This window comes from Mesorhizobium sp. M0854, assembly GCF_040319815.1.
Classification (GTDB): domain Bacteria; phylum Pseudomonadota; class Alphaproteobacteria; order Rhizobiales; family Rhizobiaceae; genus Mesorhizobium.
Window position 1 is genome coordinate 231276 of record NZ_JAMYOL010000006.1, and the last position, 18755, is coordinate 250030.

Here is an 18755-nt window from a genome sequence, read left to right on the forward strand (position 1 = left end):
GTCGCCTTATGCTCTTCCCAAAACGGCCGGCCCAGTCATGAGTTTCAGGTCGGATTCCGCGGCGCTTTCCAACATCCATGGACAGGCATAATAATCTTCGATGCGATCGATGACGCGACCGGCGACATGGACACGAACCGGCCACGCGACCTGCCACCGGTCGCCTCGCTGGAAGAGCACGATCAGGACAGGCTCTCCGTCGATCGCCCCCAACTCCATGGTCCACGTCTCCGGGTTTCGCTCGTATTCGACGAAATAGGGAGAACTTCTGACCAGGCCGTCGAAGCAGTCGGCGACCCGCAACCGAGCATCGGCGCTGGTCAGGCTCCGCACGCCATCCCAGTCATGGCGGTTGAAGAGGTCAACATAGCGCTGCAAGAGCCGCGCAGTGTCGGGATCAAGCGGACGGTTCGGTTCACCGGCAGGTTCAGGGGGCAAGTCGGCGAGCTTCGCCCGTCCGCGGGAGAGCGCGGATTTGACGCCGCCAACCGTCGAGTCCACGAGTTCTGCGGTCTCTTCCAGCGAATAGTCGAAAACATCCTTCAGGAGGACGCAGGCGCGCTCTTTGGGCGGCAGGTGGCCAACCAGCCGTTCGATGGCGCGATGTGCATCGGTCGTCGCCGGCTCAGCAGCGAGGATGCCGATGTCGTCCGAATAGGCGTGCTCCGCGCGCTTGCGCGCATCGCGTCGCCGCAGGAAGTCAATGCAGCGATTGTGAGCGATGCGAAACAGCCAGGGTTTGAGCTGGCGGGCATCGTCGAGGGTCTCAATCTTCGTGTAGGCCTCGAACAGCGTCTCCTGCACGAGATCCTCACCGTCGAGGCGTGAGCCCGTCATGCGGGCGCAGTAGCGATGCAGCTGGGCGCGGACGCCTGACACCGTCTCGAGGAAGGCGCGATATCGCGCATCGAACAGGCCGGTCGGTCGCTCGGGCATGTCCTTCAGCTGCCACATCTTGGTTTCAATTTGCCAGTCATGCGACCTCCTGACCTTCAGCGCGTATTGCCGCGGTTGCGGCCAGACCAAGCTTGGGGCGAACCCATTGTGCCAACCGCGCGATCGCGTCGTCGGCTTCGGGAGCGCGGCCGGCCATCATCTGGAACGAGTGCAGCATCCCGGGAAATACGTCTAAGCGCATCTCGACGCCGGCGGCTTTCGCGCGGTCGGCGAGCGCTCGGCTGTCGTCGAGCAGGGTTTCGTCTCCACCCACTTGCAGATAGATCGGCGGCAGGCCCTTCAGATCGGCAAAGATCGGGCTGGCGAGTGGATGCCGGGGATCGGTCCCTGCAAGGACTTGCGATACCAGCATATCCACGACCGCCTTCTGGAAGAAGGCGTCCTTCTCGCGGTTGCTTTCGTAGGAGTGCCCGCTCGCCGACAGATCATACCAGCCAGAGATGCTGAGGATCGCGGCCGGCAGCGGCCGTCCCGCATCGCGGAGTTTCATCGCCGCCGCAACGATCAGGCCAGCACCAGCGGAATCGCCTGCAGCTATGGTGTGCTTCGGCGCGACACCCTGCTCGGCGAGCCATTCGAACGCGGTCACGGCCTGCTCGATTTGGCGCGGAAACTTGCTCTGGAAAACGTAGTCGTACGTAGCGAGCAGAGCGTAACAGCCGATCGCCTTAGCAAGGTGTCCGACCATCTTGCGATGGGTCCAGATCGATCCGCCGACATAGCCACCGCCGTGCAGGTAAAGCATGACCCGGTCTTTGGCCGCCGTTTTTGGCTGAACCCACAGCGCGGTCTTGTCGCCGACCTTCGTCTCGACGTAATCGACGCCGCCCGGTTCTGCCGTCAAAACGGACCACTCGGATGCTTCCTGTGGCGATTCTCGACCGCTGCGAAAAGCCTCCGCGAGCGTTTCGTAGTGTATCTTGTTCGCTAGGCTCTGCTTGCTGTTCATTTGTCACGCTCCAATTCGTCCAGGAGGGCGATGTCAAGGATGACCGTGCCCATGAACAGCTAAGACGGATGAACCCAGCGAAAGGATACGTGGCCGGCAGATGCAACGCCTCGCCGGTGGCAGTTGCCGCGGACCCCGGGTGTCAAACCCAGCAAGGCTAGGCTGCTCCACCCTTCTCTGTGGGACGTTCGTTCCAGACATTCGCCGATCGGCCAGATGCTTCGTCTATGCCGTCGCCGGGTGGCCGGGGGCTGGGACTATTGACTATTATCGCCGAGCCAACATCGCCTTAAACGTGCTGCTCTATCCTCTTCTACTCCGCAGTACTCCTCGTCACTCCCACTCGATTATCAATCGTTAACTTAAGAACTTGAATTCGCTTCACAAAATGTTTTTTCGGTTTCTGCATACCGTCATATAGACCGCCAAAAGTACCGGCTTTTGAAATCATTGGTTTTTTCTGGCATATCGCGGAAATTATGGTTCCGCCATCTATCGGCAGGCGCGGCGGCGACATCACTCCTTGGCCCGCACCGCCGCCTCTACGCCAGACTACGCCGCCCACGATTCCTCCCGGAATTATACCGTCACGGCTCGGTCCGCCATCCCCGGCGCGTGAACGTCCTTCACCTTCAAACAACCGCTTGGCCAGGCGCGCGAAGTGAAGGTCGCGTTGTGAGGCCTGCTGTGCCCTCCCCTATCGCTCACCCTTTGCGTGTCAGAAAAAAGAATGTGACTCGACAAGGATATCATCTCCACGTCGGAGCAGGATTGAATTGAAGCCCTGCCTACGGTGTAGTCCTTCGTCGTCCGCGAGTTCGCCCCGCGACATTCATCCATTGCTGATCGCCAGCAAATGTTCGGCGTTGCGTGGGCCTCTCTGGCGCAATCGCGCCACATCTCTCGACGGCGGCAACCCGAACTGACGAGCATATTCGCGGCTGAACTGGTTTGGGCTTTCGTAACCCACACCGAACGCGACGGACGTGGCGTTGCCTTCTCCGGCAATGAGCAGGGATCGGGCGTGTAGCAAGCGCACGTGCTTTTGGTACTGCAGCGGGCTGAGCGCCGTCACGGCCTTGAAATGGCGGTGGAACGCGGAAACACTGAGAGCCGCCATCTCCGCTAAAGCCTCGACGCGCAACGGCTTGGCGAAGTTCTCCCTGATCCACTGGATGGCGATCCCGATCCGCGAGAGAGCAGTGTCAGGCGTGGCGACATCACGCAGCATCCAGCCGAGCGGCCCCTGCATCACGCGGAAGAGGATCTCGCGCTCGTAGGCAGGCGCCAGGGCTGCGATCTCGTTCGGACGCTCCATCAAGCGCAGCATGCGAAGCCAGCAGTCGAGCAGGTCCGGTGTGACCGGCGCGACGGAGAAGCCGGGTCTGTAGAGCTCACCTCCAGCAGGTTTGGGCAGGTCGGCCAGCAGATTGGCGACGATCGCCGGCTCCAGAGTCAGGCTGATCGCCAGATAGGGTTCTCCGTTTTCAGATGGGTGCACGGAGCCAACCGCCGGCAGATCGACCGACATCACGAAATAGGTCGCGGAATCGTAGCGAAACGTCCGATCGCCGACCGTCATCGTCTTCGACCCTCTCAGGATCAGATTGACCATGGGATCGTAGACGGCGGCAAGCTGATGTTCCGGTATGTCGCCCTGAACCATGGCGACACGCGGAATGCCCGTCTCCGTGCGGCGGTTTTCCGCGCGAGAAGCCAGCTGCCTGAGTTCCTGAAGCTGCGTGCCCATGGGCATCGTTGTTTCACAGCGGTGCACGCCGATCAACAGGGAAGCAGAAATAGGCAAGATCCGAGTAGGATCGTGCGAGCGGCCGCGATCCCCCGCGCCTATCACCTGGTCAGCAAATCCAAGGAGCACCAAATGAGCATCGTCATCATCACAGGCGGCAGCCGCGGCCTCGGCGCCAGCGTCGCGATCCAGTGCGCCAGGCGCAGCATGGGTGTCATCCTGACTTACAACAGCAATCCGGATGCGGCAGCGAAGGTCGGCAAGGCGATCGTAGCGGATGGCGGCAAGGCAGTCGCCATAAAGCTGGACGTCAGCGACAGTTCGGCGTTCCTTGCGTTTCGCGACGCAGTCGGCGAAGCGCTGGCAAGGACCTGGAACAGAAAGACCTTCGATTTCCTCGTCAACAATGCGGGGTACGGGCTCTATAACCCCATCGCCTCGGTGACCGAAGAGCAGTTCGATGGACTGTTCCGCGTGCATCTCAAGGGGCCATTCTTTCTCACGCAGGCCCTGCTTCCCCTGATCGCCGATGGCGGTCAGATCGTGAACGTCACCAGCGCAACCAGCCGCGTCGCGACCGCCGGCGTTGCGCCCTACGCCTCCTTCAAGGGCGGCCTCGAGGTGCTGACGCGCTACATGGCCAAGGAATTCGGCGAGCGCCGCATCCGTGCCAACTCGATCGCGCCGGGGCCCATCCGCACCGAGCTTGGCGGTGGGCTAAGCGAAGAATTCGAGGCGCTACTCGCCGGGCAGACTGCGCTCGGTCGCGTCGGCGAACCGGACGATGTCGGCTGCATGGTCGCCAGCCTGCTGTCAGACGAGAACCGCTGGATCAACGCCCAGAACATCGAAATTGGCGGCGGCTACATGATTTGAGGAAGCTCACATGCTCGATCATGTGCTCCTGACAGTAAATGATACGGCGCGGTCGATCGCCTTTTGCGAAAGGCCACTTCCTATGCTCGGGGTCACCGACCGCCTCGACTACGACGGTAAGGACGGACCGGCGGGGCATCCCGACCTCAAGGGCTTCGGCGCCAAGGGCCGGATGTTCTTCTGGCTGAGGGAGGGCTCGGCAGCACCCGGCGCGGTGCATGTCGGTTTCGCCGCCGATTCTGAAGCGATGGTGAATGCCTCCCATGCCGAAGCTTTGGCGGCCGGTGCGACCAAGATCAACGCACAGGGACCGCAGCTGCACTACGATCCCCGCTACTATGCGGCGCAGGTCAGAGACCTGGACGGTTGCAGCCTCGAATTCGTCTTCAAGAGCTGGCAGCACGGGAGCTAAAGCGATGACCGCCAACACCTTGCGCAAAGCGGCAGATGCGCTGATCGCGGCAACCAACGCGTTCGACGCCGACGCGGCGGTGACCTTGTTCACGCCAGATGCGGTGATCGACGACCCGTCGACCGGCCACCGATTCGACGGTCATGCCGGCGTCCGCGATTACATCGAGCGGTATTTCGTAGGCTATCACACGGTCACCCGCTTCCTCTCGATCGACGGCATCGGCGCCGGCCAAGCGCGCGTGCGGGTCAATTTCACCGGAGACTTTGGTCACGAGACCGGCCTTCTTGACATCTCGGTTAATGCCGCCGGGCTGATCGTTCGCATTGACGCCGATCTCGAATAACTAGACTAGCTTTACGAACCTGCCGTTCTCGTCTCTCTACAGTTCCAGCAGTCTGTCCAGCGCACGCAGCAGCTTTTGGGCGAAGCGCAACGCGTCGCGTACAACGTCCAGAACATCGACCAGGCGTAGCACATCACCCTACGGCAATGCCTCGATGTCCACCCGGACCAGCAGCTCGTCGCCGACGCACGCGAACCCTGGCAGAACAACGTCGGCGGGCATCGAGGGGAACGTCTCGGCATTTCAATTGGGCTGCGATAGCGCGACGCAATTCAATCGTGAGTTCCGGCGTCTGTTTGGCGCTCCCCCTCTGCGCGACGTGAAGCGCCTGCGCCGGTTCGAACAGGCCGCGCAAGAACGTCGCTTCGACGCGACGACATCGACGTGCACTGAATGGAATCGACGAGAGATCAATTTGCGAGCCGCTCTATGACTAGGTCGAGCAAGGCTCGTAACCGTGCGAGCCGCCGTAAGTCCCGGTGGTAGCCCACATGGGTATCCCGGCCGGGTGGCGTTTCGCCGATGTCTATCGCTGCGAGCCCAGGCGTGCGGTCGCCCAGTGGCCTCGGCAAAACCGCAAGCCCGGCGCCCTGCGCACAAAGCTGCGCCTGGACCTCGCGATTGTTGCTGCGCAGGCAGACTTCAGCGTTAGGCAGCTTCTGTTTAAGCCACACTGCGTCGGGCATTTCTGCGTATGCCATATCCATGGTGATCAAACGCGCGCCCGCACCGTCTCCCAGCAACGGGGAGGCCATGCCTGCTGGTGCGTAGAGCGCATAGGGAATGTGCATCAGTCGACGCGAGATCACTTCCACATCGCTGAATGGGGTAATCCGAAACACCAGATCGGCCTCTCGCCGGGGAAGGCTGTAGAGGCGCGCGTCGGTGAGCAACTCCACGCATAGCTTCGGATGCCGGCGGCCAAACTCGGCTAGAACGGGAGCCAGCATGATGTGACCAAACCAATCCGACGACGAAACGCGCAAGTTGCCCTCGAGATGCGCCTCGGCGCCGGCAAGCCGCCGCTCGAAGGCGAGCGCCTCTTCCTCGATCTTTTCGGCATGGCCGAGCACCGCTTGACCTTCGTCGGTCAGAACAAAACCGTCGGAGTTGCGTTGGAAAAGCGTATGGCCGACAGCCTCTTCCAGCGCGCGCAATCGCCGACCCATTGTCGGCTGCGTCTGCCCAAGTCGGCGCGCTGCTGCGCCCAAAGTGCCCTCGCGGGAAATAGCCAGAAATATCTTTAGATCGCTCCATTCCATCCTTGATACTCAAACGTGCTCGCATGGATTCTCACGAAGATCGCCCATCTTCATGCGATTTCATATGCAGCAGATCGAGGCGGGGCGCCATGGGAGGCGCGATATATTCGAGCCGGGAATGCAAGCGCCGGCTCGAATCGTGGGATTCTTGAGCATCCACGCCGCCCGTCACGCAGATATGGGTGGGGCCAACCGAGCAAATTCCTCCCGCGTCGCGGGATTTCCGTCAATCGACTCGTAAACCGTCTTGCTTCGTTCGAGCATGCCCATCAGAGACTTCGGACCTTCGAACGGGCGTCCGCCAATGTGCCAGCCATCGGTGTGGAGTTCCTCGATCAAGACCCACACTACTTCGCGAAACGCCTCGGAACCTTCGAAGCGAACCATGACGTCTGTGAGGGCCTTGGGCCATTTCATGCTTCTCCTCGGCGGAGAAGACGTTGTCGACCAACGTAACGCGAATATAAGGCATAATGTTTTCCTTTTAGGTTCTTGGGATCCGTGAACGGAGACGTCGTCTGGGAGGCTGTCACGGTCCCGGAACAGCCCGCTTCGACGTTCCGCATCAGACGTCTATGTCGACGACCAGCTTGCCCTGGGCATTGCCATCTTCGATGGCAGCGTAGGCGTCGCTCGCTGTTTCGAGTGTGAAGAGACGCGGATCGACGATCGGGACAAGCTTGCCAGCCTCGGCCAGCCGCGCGGCCTCCCGCATGATCTCGCCGTGGTGTTCACGGCCAATGCCTGTCAGCAGCGGAAGAAGCGTGAACACGCCCGAATAGGTCGCCGCCTTGAACGACAGTGGCGCCAGTGCGTGACTACCCCAACCGAGGGAACTGACGACATGGCCAAACCGCTTGACGGAGGCGAATGACGCGTCCAGCACCGTCCCGCCGCCGGTGTCGTAGACGACATCGAAGCCGCGACCGTCCGTGTATTCGGCGACATATTGCTCCACCGTCTTCTCGCGATAATCGATCGCGACCGCTCCCAGGCGCTCGATCAACGGCTTCTTCGCGGCTGCGTCAGTGGCGTACACCTCGGCGCCGAACGCCTTCGCGATCTGGATCGCAACATGACCGACGCCGCCCGCACCGCCCTGGACCAGGACCTTCTGACCTGCCGAAACCTTGGCACGATCGACAAGGCCCTCCCATGCGGTGATGAAGACCAGCGGCAGCGCTGCCGCCTCGCGCATGGACAGGTTCGTGGGCTTCGGTGCAAGCAGCCGCGCATCGACTGCTGCGAACTGGGCCAGCGAACCTTGGTTCCCGCCCACGCCTCCGGTCATGCCAAAGACCTCGTCCCCGCGTTTGAACGCGGTGACACTCGGACCAACCTGCTCGACGACGCCGGCAAGGTCGATGCCGAGAATCGCCGGAAGCGGATGTTTCGCATGTGCCGCAGCGCCTGCGCGGATCTTAGTGTCGAGAGGATTGACGCCGCTCGCTCTGACCCTGACGAGAACCTCGCCGTCGCCAGGAACGGGCCGCGAGACTTCCGAGAGCCTGAAGGGCTGTTTGAACTGACCCAAGATCAGCGCATGCATGGTGTGAGTGGATTGGGACATTGACGTACTCCGTTGTTTGTTGACGGACTTACGTTGCCCCATTTAAAGCCGCTTGGAGATTAACGATACTGCACGACATCCAAACATAAATGTTTGGCCCGAGCGTTGGAGCAACCGGCCTTGCGCACCAGCGTCAGCGCCACGACCTGGTCGACCAGCCTGGCCTCAAGCGGCGCGATGCCCGGAGGCCGGGTCTTGACGCGCAGCAGTCCTTCGACACCCTCGGCCATGAAGCGTTCCTTCCATCGCCACACGCAGGTTTTCGACTTGCCGGTCGCCGCCATAATCGCGAGCGTTCCAAGCCCCTGATCGGTCAGCAGAATGATCCGCGCCAGACATGCTTCTGCGGCGAACTCCGCCCCGCCACGATCGCTTCAAGCCGAGCCCTGTCCGAGGCCGTTACAGAAATGCTGATGCCAGTACGCATCCCCTAACGTCGCACGCTGCGGCGACAACAGAAATCCCAACAGGACTCTTTCGTCCCAATCAATCCACTAGAAGTGGCCGCAGATCGGAGTTGCCGGGCAAAGATGGAGAAAGCCAGCTTAGCGGAGTGAAAAACTCGACTAGAACGGTAATTGCGCGGCGATGAAACTAGCCGCCCAAACTACGATATTGCCGCCGTTTGTACCCCTCACTCCCACTCGATGGTGCCTGGCGGTTTGCTCGTCACGTCGTAGACGACGCGGTTGATGCCGCGTACCTCGTTGATGATGCGGGTGGCGGCTGCTCCCAGGAATGCCATGTCGTAATGGTAGAAGTCTGCCGTCATGCCGTCGACCGAGGTGACGGCGCGCAGCGCGCAGACGAACTCGTAGGTGCGGCCGTCGCCCATCACGCCGACGGTCTGCACGGGCAGCAGCACGGCGAAGGCCTGCCAGATGGCGTCGTAGAGTCCGGCCTTGCGGATCTCGTCGAGATAGATGGCGTCGGCCTCGCGCAGGATCTCCAGCTTTTCGCGGGTGATGCCGCCCGGACAGCGGATGGCGAGACCGGGACCGGGGAACGGATGCCGGCCAATGAAGCTGTCGGGCAGGCCGAGCTCCTTGCCGAGCGCCCTCACCTCGTCCTTGAACAATTCGCGCAGCGGCTCGACCAGCTGCATGTTCATGCGTTCGGGCAAGCCGCCGACATTGTGATGCGACTTGATCGTCACCGACGGGCCGCCGCTGAAAGAGACGCTTTCGATGACGTCGGGATAGAGGGTGCCTTGTGCCAGGAAATCGGCGCCGCCGAGCTTCTCGGCCTCCTCCTCGAACACTTCGATGAACAGCCGCCCGATGGTCTTGCGCTTCTTCTCGGGATCCGACTCGCCCTCGAGCGCGCCGATGAAACGGTCCGAAGCGTCGACCAGGATCAGCGGCAGATTGTAATGCTGGCGAAACATCTCCACCACGCCTGATGCCTCGTCCTTGCGCATCAGACCGTGGTCGACAAGGATGCAGGTGAGCTGGTCGCCGACCGCCTCATGGATCAGCAAGGCCGCGACCGAGGAATCGACGCCGCCCGACAGCGCGCAGATCACCTTGCCCTTGCCGACCTGTTTGCGGATCGTCTCGACCGCGTGCTCGCGGTAGGCGCGCATCGTCCAGTCGCCTTCGATGCCGGCGATGTTGTGGACGAAGTTGCGGAGCAGCCTGGCGCCGTCCGGCGTATGCACCACTTCGGGGTGGAACATGAGGCCGTACATTTTGCGCTCGACATTGCCGAAGATGGCGAAGGGCGAGCCCTCCGATTTTCCGAGCACCTCGAACCCCTTGGGCAGGGAGATGACGCGATCGCCATGGCTCATCCACACCTGGTGGCGCTGGCCGGGCGCCCACAGGCCCTCGAACAACGGGCTGTCCTTGGCGATCTCGACGAAGGCGCGGCCGAATTCGCGGTGGTCGGAGCTTTCGGCGACGCCGCCCATCTGCACGCACATCGCCATCTGGCCATAGCAGATGCCGAGCACCGGCACGCCGGCATCGAAGACGATCTGCGGCGCGCGCGGGCTGCCGATGTCGCCGGTCGAGGCCGGACCGCCGGACAGGATCACCGCCTTCGGATCGATGCGCTTGAACGCCGCCTCGGCCGACTGGAAGGGCACGATCTCGGAAAAGACGCCGGCCTCGCGGATGCGGCGGGCAATCAGCTGGGTGAACTGGCTGCCGAAATCGACAATCAGGACGGTGTCGGGATGATTGGCTGTTTTCATGGCGAGCGTTTAGAGAAAGAAACGAGTCGGCGCAATGGGTTGTGAGGTCGCGCTTTCACTTCGATTCCGGTGTGTTGTCCTGAACGCCAGAGGCTTTGTCCAATGCATCAGTTTGCGTTGTATCGAGTGACCGCAAGGCGCCCATCAGCGCCGCGAAACGCTCGTGACCAAGGCGGGCAACATAGCTCCGTTCGATCTGCAGCTTGATGCGGTCGCCATCGCGCAGGGCGTCCAGGCCCTTGCGGGTGTAGCGCACAAGCTTGCCGCGACCGTCTTGCGGATCGGGCAGACGGTGCAACACACCTTCCGTCTCCAGGCCATCGAGCAATTGCTGAATCGCCTGCTTTGAGATCGCCGAGCGCTCGATCAGCGCCGACTGGCGCATGCCGCCGCGCGGGATATGTCCAAGCAGGCCGGCACGCGCTTCGGTGAACCAGTGATGGCCGGCAGCGCGCATCGCAGCGGCGAACTCGGTCTGCCAGGCGCGGCTCGCCTGCCACAGCCGCCAACCTATGTGATCCGGCAACGCTTCAGGTTTTTCGTCAAGGTCCTTGACCAAATTCTTCTCGCCCGATACATAGTCAAGCATCTTGACTACTAGTTCACTCTAAGTGGCGATGCCGGCCAAGGCAATCGGCGACTTCAATTCAGGAGGAAATCATGGCAGCACTTCAGAAGGAAGCCCTTGCAATGCTCATTCCGGGCATGACCCATGTGTTGGAACGAAACGGCAAGGAGGCTTACGTCTATTTTGAAAGCGAGGGTGCCGCGCACATGCTGCTCGACGATGGCGAGGCGCGAAGCGGGCGCTGGCGGATGCTCGATGACGGTTATGTCGCCGACTGGGACACCGGCGCGACCGGACGCTGGACCCTCGATCACGAGCCCGGGTCAGTCACTTACATCAATCGCGACAACGCCGTTCGCTTCAGGATGATCGGCGTGCTGTTCGGCAACGCTAAGAACCTGCCGCCCCAACAAGCTTGAAGTCGATCGCGCCTGAGGCGATCGCCTGTTCCAGCAGTTGCACCGCCGCGGCCAGCTTCTCGTCGATGACGTGCAGATATTCGGTCCAGTCGCCAACGTGTCTCAGATCGGCCGCGCCGTCGGAAATGCCGCGCAGGCCGATAAGCGGAACGTCGAACAGCTGGCAGGCGCGCAGGCAGGCGAAGGTCTCCATATCGACCATGTCGGCGGCAATCGCGTCGTAGGCGGCGCCGGAGACGATTGCCGCCCCGGTCGACAGCGTCGCCTGTCTGACGCCTGGTATCCTGAACGGCAGCGGCACGCTGACAGGCAGGTCGAGGAACGGCGTGGCGCCCTTCTCGAACCCCAGGGGCGAGGCGTCCATGTCGCGGTAGCCAACCGAAACGGCCTGGTAGATTTCCGTCTGCTCCAGCGTCCGGCTGCCCGCCGACCCGAGCGACACGACGAGATCGGGCAGCGCCATCCCGGCATGCAGCCGGGATAGTTCGGCGCTGAGTCCGACGCCGGCCTCGACCGGTCCGACGCCGGTCATCAGCGGTGTGAACAGCCGCTGCAGGTGTGGACCGTATTCGGCCTCGGCCGCCATGACGAAGAGAACGGACTTGCCGGAGATCGGGGTGAGCTCACCAGGTGTCTTGCCGGCCATGATCGTCCATCCTCCCTACCCGCTCCTCAGCCCTCGATTCCGTCGCGGCCGAGCACTGTCATCATCGTTCCGGTCATCGTGGCGATCAGCTTGGCCTCGCCGTCGACGGCGAACGCATAGGCTTGTCCATCGGCGACGATGATGGTGCGGCCGGGCTTGGTCACCGAGCCGCGGAACAGGAAGCGCTCGCCCCTGCCGGGCGCCAGCAGATTGACCTTGAACTCGATGGTCAGCACGCCGGAATTTTCCGGCATCAGCGAGAATGCCGCATAGCCGCAGGCCGAGTCGAGAGCCGTCGAAATGACGCCGGCATGGAGAAAGCCGTGCTGCTGCGTCAGCGCCGCAGAATAGGGCATTTCGATCTCGATGATGCCGGGCGTCACCAGCGTCAGCTCGGCGCCAATCGTCATCATCGCGTTCTGGCGCGCGAAGGACGTCCTGACGCGGTCCTCATAATCGGGAGCAGGAACGATCTTTGCTGCCATGGCCGTCGCCCTTCGTTTCTCGGCAAATCTTATTGCAAAGGCATTTATCGCAGAGGGGTGGGCGGCAGGCAATCGCAAATGCTGCACTGCAGCATTTGGCTTAGCCCTGTATCGATGGCAACGATTCAGCCGGCCCGCCGCAGCGCGCAGAAGTAAAAGCCGTCGGTGCCGCTCAGCAATGGCGACAGCGAAATGCCGCCCGCAGCGCCAATGCGCATTGCCGCTTCGTGGCCCGCAAAACGGCTGTCCCAAAGCTGGCGGTGATCGACCGGGACAAAATCGGGATGGCGGTCCCGGAACGCCGAAACCTGGTCGCCATTCTCCTCGTCGAACACCGAACAGGTTATATAGACCAGCAGGCCGCCGGGTTTGACGAAGTCCCTGGCGGCATCGAGGATCGTCTCCTGCTCGCCCTTGCGGGCGTCGAGCTGTCTTTGCGTCAACCGCCATTTGGCGTCCGGCCGGCGCCGCCACGTGCCGCTGCCGGTGCAGGGCGCATCGATCAGGACGATATCCATGTGCTTGCCGAGCGGCGCCAGTTCGGCCGGCTTGGTGACGATCTGCACGTTGCGGTTTTCCGAACGGCGGATGCGGTCGAAGATCGGCGCCAGCCGTGCCTTCTCGGCATCGTGGGCGAAGATCTGGCCGCGATTGTCCATCGCCGCGGACAGCGCCAGCGTCTTGCCGCCGGCGCCGGCGCAAAAATCGAGCACCTGCATTCCAGGTTCGGCGCCGGCCAGTTCGGCCGCAATCTGCGAACCCTCGTCCTGAACCTCGAACCAGCCTTTCTGGAAGGCCGGCTCGGCCTGCACGTTCGGGTGCCTGCCGTCGCCTTCGATCGGCGGGATGCGGATGCCGTGCGGCGCGATCCGCGCAGGCTTGGCGCCGGTCTCCGCCAGTTCCGCCAGCACCTTGCCGCGATCGGCCTTCAGCGTGTTGACCCTGAGGTCGAGCGGCGGGCGCGTCGCCAGCGCGGCCCCCTCTTCCACCCAGGCCGTGCCGAACGCCCGCTCGAACAGCGGCATGCACCAGTCTGGGATGTCTGCCCTGACGGCCGGCGGCGCATCGGCAAGCCGGCGACCGCCGAGCATTTTCAATTCGTCGGCGGTAAGCAGCGGCGGCGCGAACTTGTCGCCCTCGAGCGCCTCGTTCAGCGACTGCGCCGTCTGGCCCCATTCGAGCAGCAGCGCGCCGAAGCCGATGGCGCGCGGCGTGTCTTCGCCCAACAGCCAACCGGCGGAGCGTTTGCGACGCAGCGCGTCATAGACGATGTTGCCGATCGCGGCGCGGTCGCCGCCACCGGCGAAGCGGTGCGACAGGCCCCAGTCCTTCAGCGCATCGGCCACCGGCCGGTGGCGCCGGCCAATGTCGTCAAGCACTTCAATGGCTGCCGCCAGCCGCCCGCCCAGTCTCATTGTCGTCTTCCATTACTCAGTAAATTAATTCCGGCCCTGCTCTTAGAGCTTTTCGTGCCCTGATTGAAACAGTTCTGTTTCGCCGACGGCGAGACGATCCATGCCGAGGGGTGACGAATGTGGATTGATGCATCGCGAGCCGCGGCCACCAGGCGGGCGCCGGCATGCGGAACGAACAATTCGATCAATATATTATAAGTCTCTAATGTGCGTGTCCGGCGCTCACAAGCATAGCGGCTTGCGAAACTGCTCTGCTTTGCAAGTTTTCCGGTTGCGAATACTCTTTGCGCGGTGATTCGCGTCGCAGAAAAAGCGGAGCCGCGGGTCGATACGAGGAGAGGGCAATGAAAACTTATCTGGCGGAAGTTCTAGGCACGTTTCTATTGGTGTTCATCGGCACGGCTTCGGTGGTGACGGGCGGCTTCGGCGGCGCGCTGCCGCTCGGCCAGGAAGGTATCGGTCTGGCGTTCGGCATCGGCCTGATAGCGGCCGCTTACGCGATCGGCCCGATTTCGGGCGCGCACCTCAATCCGGCGGTGACGCTCGGTGTGTTCCTCGCCGGGCGGATGCCGGCCAGGGACGTCATTCCCTATTGGATCGCGCAGGTCATCGGCGCCATCATCGCGTCGCTGGCGCTGTGGATCATCGTCTCCGGACAGGTCGGCGGCCACACCGGCGGCTTCGGCGCCAATGGCTGGGACGTGACGAAATGGGGCGTCAGCTCGGCCTTCCTGTGGGAGCTGATCGGCACCTTCACCTTCGTCACGGTGATCCTCGGCGTCACCAACGCCAAGCACACGACGGCCTTCGCCGGCCTGGTCATCGGCCTGACGCTGGCCGGACTGCACTTCGCCATCATTCCGGTGACCGGCACATCGCTCAACCCGGCTCGTTCCATCGGACCGGCGCTGTTTTCGGGAGCTGCGGCGATCAGCCAGCTCTGGCTGTTCATCGTCGCGCCGCTGATCGGCGGCGCCATCGCCGGCGTGGTCGCCAAGGCCGGTATCTTCGAGAAAGACTGACTTTTCGAAGGCTTCATGAAAAAGGCGCGGGTCGAGGCCCGCGCCTTTTTCGTTGCGTCGAGAAATTCGTATGCCCGGATCAGGCCGCGAGGTCGAAACGGTCGGCGTTCATCACCTTGGTCCAGGCGGCGACGAAATCCCTGACGAACTTCCGCCCGGCGTCCGCCGACCCGTAGACCTCGGCCAGCGCACGCAATTGCGCGTGCGAGCCGAAGATCAGGTCGGCGCGGGTGCCGGTCCACTTGACTGCCCTGGTCTTGCGGTCGCGCGCTTCGTAGACTTCATCGGAACCGGCGGCCGGATCCCAAACCGTGTTTATGGAGAGCAGGTTGACGAAGAAATCGTTGGTCAACGTGCCCGGCCTGTCGGTGAACACCCCGTGCTTCGACTGACCGGTGTTGGCGCCGAGCACCCGCAACCCGCCGACGAGCACCGTCATCTCCGGCGCCGTCAAGGTCAGCAGCTGCGCCCGGTCGACCAGCATCGCCTCGACCGACATCGGCGGCTTGCCCCTGACATAATTGCGGAAGCCATCGACTTTCGGCTCGAGCGCGGCGAAGGACTGGACATCGGTCTGTTCCTGCGAGGCGTCCATGCGGCCCGGCGTGAACGGCACCCCCACGTCATGGCCGCCGTCCTTGGCCGCCTTCTCGATCGCGGCGACGCCGCCAAGCACGATCAGGTCGGCAAGCGAGACCTTCTTGCCGCCGGACTGCGAGTTATTGAAGCCCTTCTGGATGCCTTCGAGTGTCTCGAGCACCTTGGCCAGTTGCGCCGGCTGGTTGACCTCCCAATCCTTTTGCGGCGCCAGGCGGATGCGTGCGCCGTTGGCGCCGCCGCGCTTGTCGGAGCCGCGGAAAGTCGAGGCCGAGGCCCAGGCGGTCGAAACCAGTTCTGAAACGGACAGGCCGGCGGCCAGGATCTTCGCCTTCAGCGAGGCGATGTCCTGCTCGCTGACCAGCTCGTGGTCGATTGCCGGTATCGGGTCCTGCCAGATCAGCTCTTCCTTCGGCACGAGCGGGCCGAGATAGCGGACGGCCGGACCCATGTCGCGATGCGTCAGCTTGAACCAGGCGCGGGCGAAGGCATCGGCGAACTGATCAGGATTCTGATGGAAGCGCCGCGAGATCTTCTCGTAGGCCGGGTCGACGCGTAGCGCGAGGTCGGTGGTCAGCATCGCCGGCGCGCGGCGCTTCGAGGGATCGTGCGCGTCCGGCACGGTGCCTGCACCGGCGCCGCCCTTCGGCGTCCACTGATGGGCGCCGGCCGGGCTCTTGGTCAGCTCCCATTCGTAGTTGAGCAGATTGTCGAAGAAGTTGTTGCTCCATTTGGTCGGCGTCGTGGTCCAGGTCACCTCGAGGCCCGAGGTGATGGCGTCGCCGGCAATGCCGGTGGCATGCTTGCTCGACCAGCCGAGGCCCTGCGCCTCGATGCCGGCGCCTTCCGGCTCCGGGCCGACGAGCGATGCATCGCCGGCTCCATGGGTCTTGCCGAAGGTATGGCCGCCGGCGATGAGCGCCACGGTTTCCTCATCGTTCATGGCCATGCGGGCGAAGGTTTCGCGGATATCGCGCGCCGCGGCCAATGGATCGGGCGTGCCGTTCGGCCCTTCCGGGTTGACGTAGATCAGCCCCATCTGCACGGCGCCGAGATGGCCCTGAAGTTCGCGGTCGCCGGAATAGCGCTCGTCGGCGAGCCACTTGGTTTCCGATCCCCAGTCGACGTCCTGCTCCGGCTCCCAGACATCGGCGCGGCCGCCGGCGAAGCCGAAGGTCTTGAAGCCCATCGATTCCAGCGCGACGTTGCCGGTGAGGATCAACAGGTCGGCCCAGGAGATCTTCCTGCCGTATTTCTGCTTGACCGGCCACAGCAGCCGGCGCGCCTTGTCGAGATTGGCATTGTCCGGCCAGCTGTTGAGCGGCGCGAAACGCTGCTGGCCGGCGCCGGCGCCGCCACGGCCGTCGCCGATGCGATAGGTACCGGCGCTGTGCCAGGCCATGCGGATGAAGAGCGGGCCGTAATGGCCGAAATCGGCCGGCCACCAATCCTGCGAATCGGTCATCACCTTGTGCAGGTCCCTGATCACCGCATCGAGATCGAGGCTCTTGAATTCCTTGGCGTAGTCGAAGTCCTCGTCCATCGGGTCCGACAGGCTGGACTGCTGATGGAGGACGCCAAGGTCAAGCTGGTTCGGCCACCAGTCACGGTTGCTCCTCCTGGCCGATCCATGTGGGACCGGGCATTTGCCGGCGCTGTTGTCGTCGGTTTTCGCGTCCATCTTTGCCTCCGATTTGTTGATTTTTCGGGATTTTGTTGATTTTCCGGGCAGGGCCGGCGGCCGCGCCATCCTGGAATGGTTCCAGACTAGCCCGCCCAGCCGATAAAGACAAATTGCCTTTGCTGTTTATTCTGATAGGTTTTCCTTATGATCGGTTTGACCGTCCGGCAGATGCATTATTTCGAGGCGCTGGCGCAGACGCTGCATTTCGGCCGTGCCGCAAAACTCGCCGGCGTCAGCCAGCCGGCGCTGTCTTCGCAGATCGCCGAGATGGAGCTGCGGCTGAATTGCCGTCTGTTCGAGCGCGGCGGCAAGGTGGTGCGGATGACCGACGAGGCCGTGGCCCTGCTGCCGCGCATCGAGCGCATTCTTGCCGACGTCCGTGACGTCGAGGCGACGGCCCGGCGCGGCCGCCCGGCGCTGGAAGGCCGCTTCCGGCTCGGCATCATCCCGACGGTCGCGCCCTATCTCTTGCCGCATGTGCTGCCGGAGCTGAAACGGCATTTCCCGGCCTTGCAGCTGGAACTGCGCGAAGCCGTGACCGCCTCGCTGGTCGAGGACACCAGTTCGGGTAAGCTCGACGCCTTCGTCGCGGCGCTGCCTCTCGATTACCCAGGCCTGGTTACCGAGGAACTTTTCTCCGACCGGTTCTTCCTGGCCGTGCCGGCCGGCGATCCCGCCTTCGCCTCGCCGCCGGTGCCACCGGAGAGCCCGGCGCTGGAGCGGCTGATGCTGCTCGAGGAAGGCCATTGCCTGCGCGAACAGGCGCTCGCCGTCTGCGGCAACGTGCGGCCGGTGGCGATGGCAAGCTATGGCGCGACCAGCCTGACGACGCTCTTACAGATGGTGGCGCACGGGCTCGGCGTCACGCTCATCCCGGAAATGGCGGCCGGGCCGGCCAGCACTATCCCCGATTTGAAGATCGTGCCGTTCCAGGAACCGATGCCGCAGCGCACGATCTGCCTCGCGTGGCGGCGCAACAAGGTGCGCCACGACGAATGCGTCGAACTGGCGAAGATCATCCGCGGGCTGGACGCGGCGGTGCTGGCGGCTTGAGGCCTTCAAGAGGCCGATCGCGATCCGCGCTGACCCGTTGCGTGTGGGTATACGATAATCTCGAAGTGCTCGGGTTTTAAAGTGCTTGGGGAACCATGTATTTCGTCGTCAGATCCATGTGGACAAACTGTACCCGCAGCCGGTCGATCCTGAGCACGAATCCTGCAAAGTCCGATCTTCTTCAGGAACATTTCGCCTATGGCGGAGTTGGGCGCGTGGCCCGCGATCGGACGCCAACAGATGATACCGGCGGGCTTTTGGGAGGAAGCCATGATACGTGCCATCCCTTCACTCCACCTTTCCCGTCGCCGCGCATTGCAACTTGGGCTGGGAGTCGCCGCCGCGACCGGCCTGGCGCCGGTTTCGCGCGCCTATGCCAAGGAGGAAGTGCAGGATGAAGACATCTTCCGTTTTGCGCTCAACCTGGAATACATGGAGGCCGAATACTACCTTCGCGGCACCCCGGGAAAGGCATCGACGCCGCCGATGCCGGTTCGAAACCCGGCGATGTCGTCGGCGGAAAGAAAGTGTCCTTCGAGACACCCGC

19 protein-coding genes and 2 pseudogenes are annotated in these 18755 nt (G+C 63.0%); 7 read left to right on the forward strand and 14 right to left on the reverse strand.

The annotated features are described in order from the left end of the window. Window positions 1-6: 6 nt before the first annotated feature. The 4 genes from NKH99_RS13355 to NKH99_RS13370 form a co-directional block, all read right to left on the reverse strand. Window positions 7-954 (reverse strand): sigma-70 family RNA polymerase sigma factor, encoded by a 948-nt coding sequence (locus NKH99_RS13355; protein ID WP_353014373.1) that lies wholly within the window; start codon window positions 952-954, stop codon window positions 7-9. 19 nt (window positions 955-973) lie between these two features. Then, entirely contained in the window at window positions 974-1906 is a 933-nt protein-coding gene (locus NKH99_RS13360; protein WP_353014374.1) for an alpha/beta hydrolase, read from the reverse strand. Between the two features lie 313 nt (window positions 1907-2219). Further along, window positions 2220-2471: a hypothetical protein gene (locus NKH99_RS13365; RefSeq protein WP_352502122.1), complete on the reverse strand. Its 252-nt coding sequence runs from the start codon at window positions 2469-2471 to the stop codon at window positions 2220-2222. 267 nt (window positions 2472-2738) lie between these two features. Further along, window positions 2739-3656 (reverse strand): AraC family transcriptional regulator, encoded by a 918-nt coding sequence (locus NKH99_RS13370; protein WP_353014375.1) that lies wholly within the window; start codon window positions 3654-3656, stop codon window positions 2739-2741. 132 nt (window positions 3657-3788) lie between these two features. Between NKH99_RS13370 and NKH99_RS13375 the strand changes: the two genes are divergently transcribed. Genes NKH99_RS13375 through NKH99_RS13385 form a run of 3 tightly spaced genes read left to right on the forward strand, consistent with a single transcriptional unit; the run spans window position 3789 to window position 5290 of the window. Then, window positions 3789-4532: an SDR family NAD(P)-dependent oxidoreductase gene (locus NKH99_RS13375; protein WP_352502120.1), complete on the forward strand. Its 744-nt coding sequence runs from the start codon at window positions 3789-3791 to the stop codon at window positions 4530-4532. 10 nt (window positions 4533-4542) lie between these two features. Next, window positions 4543-4944 carry a VOC family protein gene (locus NKH99_RS13380; RefSeq protein WP_352502119.1) on the forward strand — a complete coding sequence of 134 codons (402 nt, stop codon included), beginning with the start codon at window positions 4543-4545 and terminating at the stop codon, window positions 4942-4944. Window positions 4945-4948: 4 nt separating this feature from the next. Continuing rightward, a complete protein-coding gene (locus tag NKH99_RS13385) occupies window positions 4949-5290 on the forward strand; it encodes a nuclear transport factor 2 family protein (protein WP_352502118.1) in 342 nt (113 codons plus the stop codon). Between the two features lie 410 nt (window positions 5291-5700). On the opposite strand, the gene NKH99_RS13390 is transcribed toward NKH99_RS13385, so the two are convergent. The 6 genes and pseudogenes from NKH99_RS13390 to NKH99_RS13415 all read right to left on the reverse strand — a co-directional run bounded on the left by NKH99_RS13390 (window position 5701) and on the right by NKH99_RS13415 (window position 10908). Next, window positions 5701-6552: a LysR family transcriptional regulator gene (locus tag NKH99_RS13390; RefSeq protein WP_352541805.1), complete on the reverse strand. Its 852-nt coding sequence runs from the start codon at window positions 6550-6552 to the stop codon at window positions 5701-5703. 168 nt (window positions 6553-6720) lie between these two features. After that, window positions 6721-6969: a tautomerase family protein gene (locus tag NKH99_RS13395; protein ID WP_353014376.1), complete on the reverse strand. Its 249-nt coding sequence runs from the start codon at window positions 6967-6969 to the stop codon at window positions 6721-6723. Between the two features lie 148 nt (window positions 6970-7117). After that, window positions 7118-8122: a zinc-dependent alcohol dehydrogenase family protein gene (locus NKH99_RS13400; protein WP_352836481.1), complete on the reverse strand. Its 1005-nt coding sequence runs from the start codon at window positions 8120-8122 to the stop codon at window positions 7118-7120. Between the two features lie 128 nt (window positions 8123-8250). Beyond that, a pseudogene (locus NKH99_RS13405) lies at window positions 8251-8549 on the reverse strand (helix-turn-helix domain-containing protein); the annotation flags it as partial. A 207-nt stretch (window positions 8550-8756) separates the two neighbouring features. Continuing rightward, entirely contained in the window at window positions 8757-10319 is a 1563-nt protein-coding gene (gene guaA, locus NKH99_RS13410) for a glutamine-hydrolyzing GMP synthase (RefSeq protein WP_352473470.1), read from the reverse strand. A 55-nt stretch (window positions 10320-10374) separates the two neighbouring features. Continuing rightward, window positions 10375-10908, reverse strand: coding sequence for a MarR family winged helix-turn-helix transcriptional regulator (locus tag NKH99_RS13415; RefSeq protein WP_352617798.1), 534 nt, complete (start codon window positions 10906-10908; stop codon window positions 10375-10377). Between the two features lie 71 nt (window positions 10909-10979). Between NKH99_RS13415 and NKH99_RS13420 the strand changes: the two genes are divergently transcribed. After that, window positions 10980-11306: a hypothetical protein gene (locus NKH99_RS13420; RefSeq protein ID WP_352541802.1), complete on the forward strand. Its 327-nt coding sequence runs from the start codon at window positions 10980-10982 to the stop codon at window positions 11304-11306. Here NKH99_RS13420 and NKH99_RS13425 read toward each other — a convergent pair. From NKH99_RS13425 to NKH99_RS13435, 3 genes are all read right to left on the reverse strand, one after another. Beyond that, the gene (locus NKH99_RS13425; RefSeq protein ID WP_353014377.1) at window positions 11278-11952 is read right to left on the reverse strand and encodes a 5'-methylthioadenosine/S-adenosylhomocysteine nucleosidase; all 675 of its coding nucleotides are present in this window, start codon (window positions 11950-11952) and stop codon (window positions 11278-11280) included. The genes NKH99_RS13420 and NKH99_RS13425 overlap by 29 nt on opposite strands. A gap of 26 nt (window positions 11953-11978) precedes the next feature. After that, on the reverse strand, window positions 11979-12437 hold the full coding sequence (locus NKH99_RS13430; protein WP_023677140.1) for a PaaI family thioesterase: 459 nt from the start codon (window positions 12435-12437) through the stop codon (window positions 11979-11981). A 125-nt stretch (window positions 12438-12562) separates the two neighbouring features. After that, the gene (locus NKH99_RS13435; RefSeq protein ID WP_353014378.1) at window positions 12563-13852 is read right to left on the reverse strand and encodes an RsmB/NOP family class I SAM-dependent RNA methyltransferase; all 1290 of its coding nucleotides are present in this window, start codon (window positions 13850-13852) and stop codon (window positions 12563-12565) included. Window positions 13853-14196: 344 nt separating this feature from the next. Between NKH99_RS13435 and NKH99_RS13440 the strand changes: the two genes are divergently transcribed. After that, window positions 14197-14874 (forward strand): MIP/aquaporin family protein, encoded by a 678-nt coding sequence (locus NKH99_RS13440; protein WP_352851363.1) that lies wholly within the window; start codon window positions 14197-14199, stop codon window positions 14872-14874. Between the two features lie 79 nt (window positions 14875-14953). On the opposite strand, the gene katG is transcribed toward NKH99_RS13440, so the two are convergent. Then, window positions 14954-17152: a catalase/peroxidase HPI gene (gene katG / locus NKH99_RS13445; protein WP_353014379.1), complete on the reverse strand. Its 2199-nt coding sequence runs from the start codon at window positions 17150-17152 to the stop codon at window positions 14954-14956. Window positions 17153-17299: 147 nt separating this feature from the next. On the opposite strand from katG, the gene NKH99_RS13450 reads away from it, so the two are divergent. Further along, window positions 17300-18208, forward strand: a complete 909-nt coding sequence (locus NKH99_RS13450; protein WP_352680873.1) for a hydrogen peroxide-inducible genes activator — start codon at window positions 17300-17302, stop codon at window positions 18206-18208. 270 nt (window positions 18209-18478) lie between these two features. Continuing rightward, window positions 18479-18755: pseudogene (locus tag NKH99_RS13455) on the forward strand (ferritin-like domain-containing protein); the annotation flags it as partial.

Bases quoted from the DNA above. Each gene is read 5' to 3' on its own strand.
- NKH99_RS13355 (WP_353014373.1), bottom strand. From the start codon at position 954: ATGTGGCAGCTGAAGGACATGCCCGAGCGACCGACCGGCCTGTTCGAT.
- NKH99_RS13360 (WP_353014374.1), bottom strand. From the start codon at position 1,906: ATGAACAGCAAGCAGAGCCTAGCGAACAAGATACACTACGAAACGCTC.
- NKH99_RS13370 (WP_353014375.1), bottom strand. From the start codon at position 3,656: ATGGGCACGCAGCTTCAGGAACTCAGGCAGCTGGCTTCTCGCGCGGAA.
- NKH99_RS13375 (WP_352502120.1), top strand. From the start codon at position 3,789: ATGAGCATCGTCATCATCACAGGCGGCAGCCGCGGCCTCGGCGCCAGC.
- NKH99_RS13380 (WP_352502119.1), top strand. From the start codon at position 4,543: ATGCTCGATCATGTGCTCCTGACAGTAAATGATACGGCGCGGTCGATC.
- NKH99_RS13385 (WP_352502118.1), top strand. From the start codon at position 4,949: ATGACCGCCAACACCTTGCGCAAAGCGGCAGATGCGCTGATCGCGGCA.
- NKH99_RS13390 (WP_352541805.1), bottom strand. From the start codon at position 6,552: ATGGAATGGAGCGATCTAAAGATATTTCTGGCTATTTCCCGCGAGGGC.
- NKH99_RS13395 (WP_353014376.1), bottom strand. From the start codon at position 6,969: ATGAAATGGCCCAAGGCCCTCACAGACGTCATGGTTCGCTTCGAAGGT.
- NKH99_RS13400 (WP_352836481.1), bottom strand. From the start codon at position 8,122: ATGTCCCAATCCACTCACACCATGCATGCGCTGATCTTGGGTCAGTTC.
- guaA (WP_352473470.1), bottom strand. From the start codon at position 10,319: ATGAAAACAGCCAATCATCCCGACACCGTCCTGATTGTCGATTTCGGC.
- NKH99_RS13415 (WP_352617798.1), bottom strand. From the start codon at position 10,908: ATGCTTGACTATGTATCGGGCGAGAAGAATTTGGTCAAGGACCTTGAC.
- NKH99_RS13420 (WP_352541802.1), top strand. From the start codon at position 10,980: ATGGCAGCACTTCAGAAGGAAGCCCTTGCAATGCTCATTCCGGGCATG.
- NKH99_RS13425 (WP_353014377.1), bottom strand. From the start codon at position 11,952: ATGGCCGGCAAGACACCTGGTGAGCTCACCCCGATCTCCGGCAAGTCC.
- NKH99_RS13430 (WP_023677140.1), bottom strand. From the start codon at position 12,437: ATGGCAGCAAAGATCGTTCCTGCTCCCGATTATGAGGACCGCGTCAGG.
- NKH99_RS13435 (WP_353014378.1), bottom strand. From the start codon at position 13,852: ATGAGACTGGGCGGGCGGCTGGCGGCAGCCATTGAAGTGCTTGACGAC.
- NKH99_RS13440 (WP_352851363.1), top strand. From the start codon at position 14,197: ATGAAAACTTATCTGGCGGAAGTTCTAGGCACGTTTCTATTGGTGTTC.
- katG (WP_353014379.1), bottom strand. From the start codon at position 17,152: ATGGACGCGAAAACCGACGACAACAGCGCCGGCAAATGCCCGGTCCCA.
- NKH99_RS13450 (WP_352680873.1), top strand. From the start codon at position 17,300: ATGATCGGTTTGACCGTCCGGCAGATGCATTATTTCGAGGCGCTGGCG.